The sequence below is a fragment of the Pseudanabaena sp. PCC 7367 genome (assembly GCF_000317065.1).
GTDB classification, from domain to species: domain Bacteria; phylum Cyanobacteriota; class Cyanobacteriia; order Pseudanabaenales; family Pseudanabaenaceae; genus Thalassoporum; species Thalassoporum mexicanum.
The window spans coordinates 3419383-3432025 of record NC_019701.1 but is presented as its reverse complement, the minus strand read 5'-3'; the positions used below and the strand labels follow the sequence as shown (position 1 = coordinate 3432025).

10 protein-coding genes are annotated in these 12643 nt (G+C 46.9%); 3 read left to right on the top strand and 7 right to left on the bottom strand.

The window, feature by feature from the left end:
* Nucleotides 1–6 precede the first annotated feature (6 nt).
* Both PSE7367_RS13575 and PSE7367_RS13570 read left to right on the top strand, forming a co-directional pair.
* A complete protein-coding gene (locus PSE7367_RS13575) occupies nt 7–1161 on the top strand; it encodes a WD40 repeat domain-containing protein (RefSeq protein WP_015165934.1) in 1155 nt (384 codons plus the stop codon).
* Between the two features lie 379 nt (nt 1162–1540).
* Nucleotides 1541–3793, top strand: a complete 2253-nt coding sequence (locus PSE7367_RS13570; protein WP_015165933.1) for a SulP family inorganic anion transporter — start codon at nt 1541–1543, stop codon at nt 3791–3793.
* Nucleotides 3794–3810: 17 nt separating this feature from the next.
* On the opposite strand, the gene tmpR is transcribed toward PSE7367_RS13570, so the two are convergent.
* From tmpR to PSE7367_RS13555, 3 genes are all read right to left on the bottom strand, one after another.
* The gene (gene tmpR / locus PSE7367_RS13565) at nt 3811–4530 is read right to left on the bottom strand and encodes a bifunctional dihydropteridine reductase/dihydrofolate reductase TmpR (RefSeq protein WP_015165932.1); all 720 of its coding nucleotides are present in this window, start codon (nt 4528–4530) and stop codon (nt 3811–3813) included.
* 264 nt (nt 4531–4794) lie between these two features.
* Nucleotides 4795–5250 (bottom strand): NUDIX domain-containing protein, encoded by a 456-nt coding sequence (locus PSE7367_RS13560; RefSeq protein WP_015165931.1) that lies wholly within the window; start codon nt 5248–5250, stop codon nt 4795–4797.
* Between the two features lie 15 nt (nt 5251–5265).
* Nucleotides 5266–6495 (bottom strand): glycosyltransferase, encoded by a 1230-nt coding sequence (locus tag PSE7367_RS13555; RefSeq protein WP_015165930.1) that lies wholly within the window; start codon nt 6493–6495, stop codon nt 5266–5268.
* 380 nt (nt 6496–6875) lie between these two features.
* Between PSE7367_RS13555 and PSE7367_RS13550 the strand changes: the two genes are divergently transcribed.
* Nucleotides 6876–7490, top strand: a complete 615-nt coding sequence (locus PSE7367_RS13550; RefSeq protein ID WP_015165929.1) for a class I SAM-dependent methyltransferase — start codon at nt 6876–6878, stop codon at nt 7488–7490.
* A 184-nt stretch (nt 7491–7674) separates the two neighbouring features.
* On the opposite strand, the gene pyrF is transcribed toward PSE7367_RS13550, so the two are convergent.
* The 4 genes from pyrF to PSE7367_RS13530 form a co-directional block, all read right to left on the bottom strand.
* Entirely contained in the window at nt 7675–8424 is a 750-nt protein-coding gene (gene pyrF / locus PSE7367_RS13545) for an orotidine-5'-phosphate decarboxylase (RefSeq protein ID WP_015165928.1), read from the bottom strand.
* Between the two features lie 38 nt (nt 8425–8462).
* On the bottom strand, nt 8463–9092 hold the full coding sequence (locus PSE7367_RS13540) for a hypothetical protein (protein WP_015165927.1): 630 nt from the start codon (nt 9090–9092) through the stop codon (nt 8463–8465).
* Between the two features lie 137 nt (nt 9093–9229).
* Nucleotides 9230–10495 carry a glycoside hydrolase family 10 protein gene (locus PSE7367_RS13535; protein ID WP_015165926.1) on the bottom strand — a complete coding sequence of 422 codons (1266 nt, stop codon included), beginning with the start codon at nt 10493–10495 and terminating at the stop codon, nt 9230–9232.
* A gap of 229 nt (nt 10496–10724) precedes the next feature.
* Nucleotides 10725–12011: a helix-turn-helix transcriptional regulator gene (locus tag PSE7367_RS13530; protein ID WP_015165925.1), complete on the bottom strand. Its 1287-nt coding sequence runs from the start codon at nt 12009–12011 to the stop codon at nt 10725–10727.
* Between the last annotated feature and the right edge of the window lie 632 nt (nt 12012–12643).

Here is a 12643-nt window from a genome sequence, read left to right as displayed (position 1 = left end):
TTAAGTATGGTCAATGCCAATCTAGCCCAGGTGCTATGGCAATCGAGCTTGCAAGATTATGTCAGGGCGATCGCCTGGTTGCCTGCAAGTAGCAAAAAGGAGCAGGATAATGACAATACTTCCATCTTGGCCGCAGCTTCCGCCGCCGGGGAGGTGGTGGTTTGGCAGGGGCAAGATTTAATTAGCTTGCGATCGGCTGATGGGCAATGGATTAGCTGTCTGGAATTTTCGGCAGATGGCCAATATCTGGCGGCAGGTGGTCAAGATCGGCAGGTGAAAATCTGGCGGGTAGCAGATTTAGACTTAACTGCTGATGCTGACACCGCTAAAATCAATCAGCCTACTTATGTGATCAACAACAACGATGCCTGGATCGAGCATTTAGCCTGGAGTCCTGATGCTGATTTATTGGCCTTTTCCCAGGGAAGTAAAATAATCCTCTGGCAGATTAGCGCCCAAAAGCAAATGGCCGAGCTAGATTTTAAGGCCTCTTCAATTTTTGATTTGGCCTGGCATCCTGGCGGTATGTATCTTGCGGCCAGTGGTCATGGCGGCGTAAAGGTATGGTCATCGCAAAACTGGCAAGAACCGGATTATGTTTTGCAAGTACCGGGAGCAAGTTTGAGCTGTGCCTGGACTGCTGATGGCGCATATTTGGCCTCTGGCAACCTCGATCGCACCCTGTCAGTGCTGAAATGGCAAAGCCCACCGCCCTGGTTGATGCAAGGTTTTCCTGGCAAGGTGCAGCATTTGGCTTGGTCGATGGTAAATCCCCCAACCAAACCGCCCATGATCGCAGCGGCCTGCATTGATGGCATCACGATCTGGCAACAGCATGACCCCAGCGCAGCTTGGCAGAGTCAAGTATTAGAAAAACATGAAGGGTTTGTTCAGGCGATCGCCTTTCAGCCCCATACTAATCACCTGGCTTCAACGGCAACGGATGGTGATGTTTATTTGTGGCAAAATGCCCAGAAAAGCCGACAGCTCTATACTGGGCTCAAAGATGGCTGCGCCTGTCTAGCCTGGGAGCATCAAGGACAGAGGCTAGCGATCGGTGGGCGATCGGGTGAATTAATTGTTCTATCGCTCTTAAATCGAGAATTAGAGCCAGGGCAAGACAAAGGTAAACTAAAAAGAACTAAACGCGGCTTTGCTTAGGAAAACTTCGAGATATGTTTTTGGCAAGTAGAGGAATTTCTGCTTCCCTCTAATCAGACTAGATAGCCAGATATTAGTAAATATTATTAATAAGCAAATTAGGTATGGCAGATCGCTGAATCTTGCCATGTCTCTATGCCAACCTCTCTACCAGAATTTTATTTGTCAATTCTATTGATATAAGGCCAGTCTGGGATTAGCTCCGATCGATCCGATCGACTGGATTGAGAACTTATTACAAATTTGTGACCGTAAATTTAAACCCTAACCGGATTGTCTAACTCTAAAATTTGGTTAATAATATCCTTGCCTATTTGGCCTATTTGTAGACTTTGCGATCATCGATCGCCCCACACCATATTCAAAGCAGTCCCATTGCATGTCAAATCAGCCTAGTTTTGTCCAGAATCTCAAAGGCAGTTTAGAGATTTTACACCCACGGCGGTTGTTGCCCAACCTCATGGCTGGAATTGTCTCTAGCCTGGTGATGCTGGCCAATAGCATTTCATTTGCAGCGCTAATTTTTTCTGGCGATCTGGCCATTCACTTTGCCAGCGGGGTGCAGATTTTTCTGATTACAGCAGCGGTGGTGGCGATTTCGGTAGCCAGTTTGAGCCGTTTTCCCTTTGCGATCGCAGGGCCAGATAGCCAGGCTGCTACTATTTTGGCGGTGGTGGCGGCTGGAGTGACCAGTCAACTTTTGCAGCAGGGAGCGATCGAAGCAATCTTGCCCACCGTATGGGTAATGATTAGCATCAGTGCGCTGGCGGCCAGCTTGTTTCTTTATGCCATGGGCAAACTGGAATTGGGTTATATTGTGCGCTACATTCCCTATCCAGTGGTGGGTGGCTTTACGGCTGGGGTTGGTTGGCTAACTGCCAATGGCGCAATGAAGGTGATGACTGGCAGGGCGATCAGCTTGATGGAACTGCCCCAACTATTTCAGTGGAACATCGCTCGCCTGTGGTTGCCTGGTGTCGTCCTGGCGGTGATTATGTGGGCAGTCACCCGCCGTTTTCGTCAGGCGATCCTGATTCCCACTTTGCTAGCCTGCGGTACGGCGATCGCCTATCTGGTGATTTGGCTCAGTGGTACTGAGATTGAAGTTGTGCGCGCCCAGGGCTGGCTGCTAGAAAGCATTACCATCGATAGCACCGTCCCTACCTCCGTACTCGCAAGTTTGGGGCAGGTAGACTGGCAGATATTGCTAGCGCAAAGTGGCAACCTGTTTGCCATGCTGGCTGTATTAGCGATCACGACTTTATTGAATATTACTGGCCTAGAAATTAATACCCAGGCTGAATCCAATGTTAACCATGAGCTGAAGGTAATGGGGATCGCCAATTTGCTCTCCGCCCTTGGCAGTGGCATGGTGGGAATTTTGTCATTTAATCGCAGCTTAATTAACTATAACGCTGGAGCCACAACGCGCCTGGCTGGAATCATCACTGGTACTGTATGTGCGGCGATCGTTTTTCTTGATCCTGGCTTCCTGGCCTATGTGCCCAAATTTGTGTTGGGTAGCCTGCTATTTTATACGGGATTAAGGTTTTTATACGACTGGATTTATGATGCCCATAACAAGCTGCCCCTGTCTGATTATGGCCTGGTGGTGCTAATTGTAATTATTGTGGCTACTTCTGGCTTCTTGTCCGGCGTAATCATTGGTATTCTGATTGCCTGTCTGCTGTTTGTAGTCAAATACAGCAATATTCAAGTTGTTAAGCAAGAACTCTCTGGCGATCGCCGCTTTAGTGTGTTTGAGCGATCGTTTGAGCATCAACAAGCCCTCTCGAACCACGGCAGCCAGCTCCTGGTGCTGGTGTTACAGGGCTATTTGTTTTTTGGCACATCGGAAACTCTGTTCAGTCGGATTCGCAGCCAGATTGCCAGCCTACCGAAACATAAGCCAGTCAAATTTATCTTGCTGGATTTTTCCCTGGTTAATGGCTTGGACTCGTCTGCGGTGTTTAGCTTTGTCAAATTAATGCAATTCGCAGAACGCGAAGAGATTAACTTAATATTCACTAACCTAAATCGATCGCTTCAACAGCCAATGCGGGCAAATGGCAGCATTGACTTTAGTTCACCCCTGCTACAAATATTTCCGGATCTGCAAAGTGGCACACTGTGGTGTGAGGATCAAATTCTGGCAAGTTCTGGCCTTAGTCAGCATAATACAGTGCCCCTCAAAATGCTGCTGGTGGATGCTTTGCGGATTGAAACCTCGATTACGGAAATGGCGGCAGCGATTGTTGAGTTTATGGCATATACCGAGCCAGTGCAAATAAAAGCTGGTGATTTATTGTTCTGTCATGGGGATGAATGTAATGGGTTGTATTTCATTGAATCGGGCATGGTGGAAATATTTAAAGAACTTCCCGACGGCGATCGTCAATCGCTCCGCATTCAGTGCGAAGGAACGGTGGTGGGCGAGATGAGTATTTATCTCAATAGTCGCCGCAGTGCAACGGTGATGGCACGTCAGGATTGTGTGCTGCGGTTGCTGCGTAAACAAGATTTTTATCGGATGGAGATTGAGTCACCTCAGTTAGCCAATGCATTCCATCGTTTTATTGTGCGGCTCATGTCCGATCGCCTTGCACAAACCACCACTGGGCTACCGGATTAATTTGTTTTTATAGATTTCTAGAGATTCCAGCCCCCGGCAACTTCAATAATCTGGCCAGTGACATAACCAGAGTCGGGATTGATGAAAAACCATACCGCATCGGTCATTTCCTTGAGTGTAGCTGGCCTTCCCGTGGGCAAATTACCAAGGAATTCTTCTAGATCGATCGAGTTCTCGGCCACCCCAGGCGACACCACATTGGCGGTAATATTTTTGGTGATTAAATCTTTGGCGATCGACTTGGTATAGATCATCACCCCAGTTTTGGCAATCACATAGGGAGTAATGTATTTACGGGCAACCAGGTTCTGGGCACTGGCAAAACCGATATTCACAATTCTGCCCCAGCCAGCACTTTCCAGGTGGGGGATTGCTGCCCGCGTCACATAAAAAGTGGCATTAAGATTAGAGTTAATCATCTCCTGCCAGTCTTCAATGCCCAATTCCAGGGTCGGGATTTCTACATAATTGCCCACGTTGTTAACCACCACCGATAGTCCACCAAGCTGGTCTGCGGCCTGGTTTACCAAGGACTCGGCTGCTTGTGGATCGGTTACGTCTGCCGCGATCGGCACTGCCTTCACCCCCATGGCGATCGCTTCTGCGCAGGCTTGCTTCGCCGGTTCCATGCTACGGCGATAGTGAATTGCAAGGTCAAACCCTTTGCTGGCCAGATCGAGGGCGATCGCTTTACCAATACCAACCGCAGAACCAGTTACGAGTGCTTTTTTGAGCATTTATTTTGTTTGTGCTGAAAATGTCTAGCTAATCTAACCAGAATGGAGTAATTTTGATGTTTAGTAATATTTACTCATAATACATACTCAACATGCGGCTAAACTGGCAACGCCCGATCGGGAAATCTATTGCTATCACTTTCGGTAGATCTCTAGATCACTAGATCATTGGTGCGCTCTCAGTGCGATCTCAGTTTAGATGATTGATCAAATCTTCAAGTCATGCCAAGGTGCAACGGTCGATTTTAATCAGGCTTATGGCTTTCAAAGCATTTGATGCTTAGCCAGGTAATCTTTCACTAGCACCTGAGTAAAGGTATTAAGGGGATATTCCAAGGCGGTGTGCGGCTCCACCCATGCCCACTCGGCGATCTCTTCGTTGGTGGTAATTGCTTCCCGATCGCTGCGGGCATAATAATTCAACAGCACAAAATGGGCTGGTTTGTGAAATTGCTGATCCAGAACGGCTTCTTGGAGCAGGGCAAACTTAATATCGGTCAGGTTTAAGCCCACTTCTTCTTGAAACTCACGAATCAGGGCTGCTTCCAGGGTTTCGCCCCAATCGACCTTGCCACCGGGTACACCCCAAGTGCCTCGCCATTTGGTGGTTCTGACGATCAGTACCCGATCGCTAGGCCCTGTTACTAATGCGCCCACGGTGGTGAGGGGAAATTGTTTTGTTTGCTTAGTTTGATTAGTCTTAGTCACTAACTCAGCCATTTTGTTCGCTTAAACTTATTGAACCTTACCAATATTCTGACCAGGTTGCGCCAGAACATCCTTAAACCAGGCTTCCAGCCGATCGCCCAAAGCTGGCAATGAAAATTTAGTTTCCGCTTGCAATCGGCAATAATGACGATCGATCTGGTCTAGGTTTGCGATCGCCTCCACCAATCCCGCCACCTGATCCGGCTCCACCAGCCAGCCACTTTTGCCATGTTCAATGATTTCCGCCGGACCACCTTTGGCATAGGCAATCACCGGCACACCACAGGCCAAAGCTTCGATCGCGGCCATTCCCCAGGCTTCAATGCATTTATGGGTCATCAACAGGGCGCGGCATTTGCCCAGTTCTTGTTGCAATCTTTGGGCAGGCAAAAATCCCATATATTCCACCTGGGTTTGCGAGGCTTGTGGATTAGCAGCTAATATGTTTTGCCAGTAGGCCTGATCTTGAATAAAGCCAAATATCTTAATTGGTAAATTAGCTTTGGTAGCAGCAGCGATCGCATCTTCGATCCCTTTCTCTGGGGAGATTCTGGCCACCACTGCCAAACTCTTACTTGACTGAGCCTGAAAATCATAATTATCAACCTGCAGCGCACCCCCCAGGCATCTGAAGCGATCGACTATTTCCAGCTCTTTGGTTTTAATGTGACTGCGATCGATAGAGTTGAATTGAGAGTTGGATTGATTAACATCTAGCTTCACCAGATTCGTAAAAGCACGCTCATAACTAAGCGCCTGAGCTTTTGATAAAACTGCTATTGTGCCAGGACGGAGCTTGGCCACTCGGCTGATTACCCGATCCATTGCCAATGTCCAGGAGCTAAGATTCAGGCGATGTAACACTGGCCGATCGAACAACGGCGCTAAATAAAATGGCAGCCAATCGTAGGCAAAATTAATAATCAGGTCATATTCATACTGATGCTGTTGGGCATAGTCCCACATATTTGCTAGCACTGCATTAGCTGGAATCACCACTGGATCATCATATGTTTGATTAGGGGCAAGCGGCTGAAATTCCCCCTCAATTTCCACGATCGCCATGTTGGCAAACAAACTTGCTGTCGCGGAACCCTTGGGCGCAACGATTTTAAGTAGATGTCCTCGCCGTTGTAATTCCGTGGCAATGCCATAGAGATCTAATGCCACTCCACCTACTGCCCCATCTGCCAGAGTTCCAGCCGGACTGGCTACGCATAATATTTTCAAAGCTGGTAATTTTTCTGGCGATCGCATTTTTACAAAAATTTTCTTACTCTAGATCTATGATATTTAGCCAAACTCAAACCTGGGTATTGCATAATTCATGAATGGCATAATATTGCTATCGATCACACGTCCACTCGTCTGATTGGGGCATACCCACATAATCGAATTGGTATTTTTTGATTTTCCAAATTTATTGAAATCCGCTAATGCGACTTTGGTAAACCTTTTGAGCAAGACCTTTGATGTTGCTGGCATCGATCGCAATCGATCGCCTAGGTATGCCTAGATACGCCTAAGTACAAATATTGCTGCTTAATATCAATCTTTATATCAATCTTGTTCGATACCATCCTTGAAAAAGCATTTAACCGCATTGTATTGCCACTAGCTAAAACCAAAACCGCCATATGGGCATCTACTCACGCTATATTTTCCCCGCTCTGATGGATTGGTCAATGTCCAGTCCAGAAATCAGCAAATATCGCCAGCAGGTTCTAGCCGAGGTCAGTGGTGATGTTTTGGAAATTGGCTTTGGTACTGGCCTAAATCTGCCCCATTATCCTGCTCAGGTTAATAAGCTGGTGGTAGTTGATCCCAATCCCGGCATGAATGCGAGAGCCAAAAAGCGAGTTGAGGCAGCAAAGATCGCCGTAGAGAGCCAGATTTTAAATAGCGAAGTTTTGCCAATGCCCGATCGCAGTTTTGATGCGGTAGTCAGCACCTGGACACTTTGTAGCATTGTGAATCTGGAGCAGGCACTTAGTGAGATCGCCCGGGTGCTCAAACCTGGCGGCAAGTTTTATTTTATTGAGCATGGCTTGAGCCCAGAACCAGAAGTACAAAAGTGGCAAAATCGCTTCAATCCAATTCAAAAGGTGATTGGTGATGGTTGCAACCTGAATCGAAATATCTCGGAGCTAATCTCGCGCCATCTACGAATCGAAAAATTAGAAGAGTTCTATATGCCAAACACTCCCAAGATCGCTGGCTATTTTTATCAGGGCGTGGCGGTTAAGGATTGAACAAGCCTAGTTGAGATTTTTGCGATCGCTATGATCATATGCCAGGCTCAGAGTCCATTGCATAGATATGCATAGATATATGACAAATCCTGATAGCTAGCGATTTTTTGCCCTACACCAACAATTAACCTAGATATGCCTGTTTGATTTCAATTACCTGTGTCTGAGCCAAAATATTGACTATTTAATTGCTTAACTGAGCACAAATTTCCTGCCAGGCCGCTGCCGGATCTTCTGCCTGGGTAATTGGTCGCCCAATCACAAGATAGCTAGCGCCTGCCGCGATCGCCTGAGCTGGGGTCATGGTGCGCCGCTGATCGCCCTGCTCAGAGCCCGCTGGTCGGATGCCGGGAGTAACCAGGCCAAATTCAGCGCCAGTAGGATTAGGGGGCAACAGCGATCGCAAGCCGCTTACCTCCAACGGTGAACAAACCGCCCCATATAAACCACAATCCTGCGCCATCAATGCCATTTGCAAAGCATATTCAGGTAGTTCCAGCGGGATTTTTAAATCAAATGCCAGTTCCCTGGAGCTAAGACTGGTCAGCAAGGTGATCGCTAATAATCTAGTATTGCTATCAACAACTTCCGCCTGAGCAGCCTTAAGCATGTTGCGACCACCGACCGCATGAACGGTAAGGAAATCCACCTCATATTTAACCGCTGCTCTGGTTGCTGCCGCGACGGTATTGGGGATGTCATGGAGCTTAAGATCGAGAAAGATTTTTTTCTGGCGCTGTTTTAGCTCGGTTAATATTTCCGCGCCAGTGCTAACGAATAATTCCAAGCCAACCTTCCAGAAACCAACCTGAGGCAGTCGATCGCACAGAGCCAACGCCGCATCGATTGTCGGCACATCGATCGCCACAATAATCCGTTCTTGCAGGTTGGTCGGCTCAGATTTTTCCGGTTGGGTGGCTGGTTGATTGCTCATAAATTCTTAGCTATTTGATTGTGATTAGTTTATTGAAATTAGGAATTTTGATCGATGCTGATCGCCAGGGCAGCTTGATCGCCACTTTTAACATTAATGCACCAGACCAACCACCAACCACTCAAACCAGCCACGATCGCCCAGGTCATGACCAAGCCCAGCACCTCACCCAGGAATAAATTAGAAAATGCCCTCAGCCAGCCACCAACTAGCCAACCCACCGCCAGAGCAACTGACCAGATTACACCATTACCAACTAGCCAGGCGAATAGAGCAGGAGCTTGCTGACGCATCTCCATTCGTAATCCCACCCATTGGCAACCACCCAGAAATAAACCGGTGATACTGCCATAAACCAGGCCATAAATTAATCGCACCGCCAGTGAGCCCGTGCGTGGTGCAATCCAGCCGATCGCACCAATATCGCTAATCCCTAAGATCACCCAAACTAGGGCATTAATCATAATCCACACCCAAAACCTGGGCACCAATGGACGCAGGGCGATCGCTTGACAGGTGCCGATCGCAAGGCCGCCAATTAAACCTGCCTTTGCTCCCAAATAGGGACTTTCACCCACCTCAACCCAATACAAACTAGCACCAAACCCAACCAGGGTCAGGATTGTCCACAGCAGCCAAAATCCACAGCCTAACTTAACCGTCTTCACTTAATTATCATGCTTAATTTCAAAGCAGTAACGCACTGATATGAGTTTTCCTTGATGGGAGCAAGACTGATTCAAACTGCTTGCTCAAGATTATTTCTATAACATGCTCAATTTCAAAACAACAGTCAAAATACCAATTAAAACAACTGCGCAAAGCCCTCTCGCCGCTGATAGGGGGATTCTGGTGTAAAGTAGCCCCACATCGTTTCCCAATAGAAGAAAGAGATGCCATTAAATTGCAGATCTTGCACTGTCTGCACCTGTTGCTGCACCTGCTCGATCGCAATCGGCTTACCCAATGTACCAGTGAGGATGCCGATCGCTACAGGAATACGCTGGCGTGCGGTTTGCAAGGCAGATTGCCCCAATTCAGCGCTAAAACTAGCAAGATCACTGCGATAGACCTGCAAAATCAATTCATCCACCCAGCCAGATTCTACCCAGGTAAGCCAATCTTGCAAATGGTATTTATAGGCAAAGTTGTAGGAGTTGGGCGAAAGGGAAATAATTAGCTCTGGTTTGACTTCACGCACGGCGGTAGCGATCCGCTGCATAAACTCAGAGATCTTTTGCGATCGCCAGCTTACCCATTGTTCGTCGCTAGCATCTTCAGGCGGAAGTTGGCCTTGATGTTCCTGTTGATAAAGTTCAATCGTGTATGAATCATAGCCATAGGCCACTGGCAAACTGAAATGATCATCAAACTGGATGCCATCAATATCGTAGTTATTCACCACCTCAAGAATTAAGTTCAACATAAATTCTTGTACCTGGGGATGAAATGGATTGAGCCAGGATTGCGGAATTAGGGGTTGATCAACCGCTTCAGGAAAATCTGCCGCAACTAATGCTGCTTGTACATGGCGATTGCCTTGCTGTTGTTGACTTTCCGCCAGAGTATGGGTGAGCCATTCCGGGTGTTGCTGGGCTATTTGTGAAACCGTGGGCACAATGAAGCCATATTCAAACCAGGGCAGCACGCGCAAGCCATATTGATGGGCTTGATTGATAGTTTGGGCTAAAACATCTTGACCCAGATGCATTAGACCTAGCCAGGGCATTTGCTTTTTGCCGGTTAGTGGGGCGGCGATCGCACTGGGATAGAGGGTGTAGCCGCGATTCCAGACCACTGGATAGATCGTATTAAAATTAAGCTGGGCAAGCTGTTGCAGCGATCGCTTGATTCCCCAGGGTACAAAAAAGATGCCACTGGCTACATTGGTTAACCATACGCCCCGGATTTGCTCTGGTGGGGCGATCGGTTGTAGCCCTGACTGTGCGGAGGTGGTTTGTAGAGCAAAGGGAGCATAGGCACTCAGCAAAAACAGGCCGATCGCTATGCATGTTGCCCACAAAAATCTAACCGTCTTTGACTTTGGTTTGCGTAACTTAAAGGGGAACATGCTTAAAACTCTGGTCTAGCCGTTTCATATTAACCCGAAGCAATCCTACAGCGTATTTCATATCTCAACTCAGGCCAAGACAAGATAATTTCGATAAGAGACCTCTTTGACAAGAATTTTGGCAAGAATAACGATTGCCTGAGTTCAATCACCTGTAGTTACCCTGTAGTTACATTGAGCTTGCCCAATACCTTGCTTGAAAAAACACTGGACAGGGGAATTTTGTTTTTTAGGTATTTTCTTTCAACGCTGCCAGCTTTTTGTAAAGAGCCTGAGCATCTTTGAAATGTTGCGTAGCTAATTCAGTAGGTTCAACAATGATCGCATCCGCCATAAAGCGATGCACCCAACGTCTAAATTCACCGTAGGATCGCCGTGGCAGATAAACTGTATATTCCACATAAGTTAAAATGCCGTTTTCCTTTACTTCCTTAACCTGCTGGCTGGGATGGCGTAAATCCCCCTCGGAAATAAATGGGGCAACCTGGGCAGAAAAACGAACAGTTACCTTGATTGGCTTTAGTTTCCCACTCAGCTCATCCTCTTGCTCTTTTTTTGAATTACCTAGATGCAAGTCCCAACCCAGGTCTAGTAGCTTATGGGCTGATTTCAGTCGTTGTCGTTGAATAGTAAGCGATCGTGATTGGGCAGCGATCACCTGGAACTGATCAGCAAAACGATCGACCCGTTCGATCGCCAACAGGCCACTATCCGAATGCTCAAATAGCAGATACCAGGCAATGTTGTAGTAAATGAACTGGAGTGGGTAAATTTCCAGATCGCCCACCTGATCTGTCTGGTAAGGATTGCTATGCCGCGTTAGTCTTAAGCATTCCCCCTGGCGGATTGCTCGCTCCACTCGATCGATCTGGTGGTAGAGATTGAGGTTCTTGCTAAAAACCCCCTGCTCGATCGTCTCTTCTGTTTTGGTGTGGGTAATCACCCGATTAAACAACACCCTAGAGTGATAAAGCTCTTTCCCTTCCTCCCATTTCTGCGCCTGCAAGCGACGGCGGAGGCGTTGATAAATCTCGCTAATTTTGGGGTCTTTTTGATATTCGGCCAGGGAATAGAAAGTCTGGAGCGCAATCTTTAATTCTTCTTGCTGTAGAACCCCTGTACCCAGGTAATACCCCCAGCGGAACTTTTGATCGGCAGCCAAGATGCCATATTGTCTTAGCGTTCTTAAGTCCTTGCGCAGAGCAGCGATGGAACAATTGGGCAGGTCAATATGCAACTGCGTCGCTAGTTCTTGCATCTTGTTCGCCACTGGCATCAGGGCATCGTGATGCTTTGCCGACTGCTTACTAAACTGTTTAGCTTGCTGCTGCTTTGGCAGAGAGCTTTGCCCACTGACTGACTTAAGTGACTTAAGTGACTTAAGATCCGCTCCACCCGATAGCTCCGGCTCATTGCTACCAATGCCAGGATGCTTTAGTAAAACAGCAATCAACAACAGCAATCGCTCAAAGGCAGTGCGATCGCGGTAGGCATGTTTCTGATCTTGACTTGCCATAAAACTCGGAAATAAAAAACATTTCAACTCAAAACATTTATATTTGCATCATATTTGATTTAGTGTTTTAATAGAGCTGAGTTTGAAGTGATACCTCTTGCCTCAAGTCTGGATAAAAAGTCCGGCTAAATACCCGACTAAATACACTGTATTAAAAGCGCTACAGCTATTTTGATTAAGGTATTACGATCGCTTGCTCAATCGGAGCGATCTTTGTGGTCTGGACAAAAAATATTGTAGCTATTTTATTTTAAACGCTATAAACACTTCTGGGAAGTCGATTTCGGCTTGCCAACATTTTTTTGCTAATATCTTCAATTTCTAGGTCTTCAGAGCCGACCTTGCTAGGCTTAGGGCATCAACTTGATCCGTTACACATTGCCTAGTTCCAATGGTTCCCATCGATCGCAATGCAATTTAGTTGATTATCTTAACTCCGTGAGATGTCAATAAATGCACAATCGATCGATGCAACTAGTTGATAACTATAACGCCATTGGAACTAGTTTTCCCAATACCTTCTTTGGCTGATTTTACTATTCACGAATTCACTAAAAGTTGCATTAATTTGGAGCAAGATGGCGGCAGTTTCATGCTGGCTAATTATGTCTGTGCATAAAAAATAGAACTAC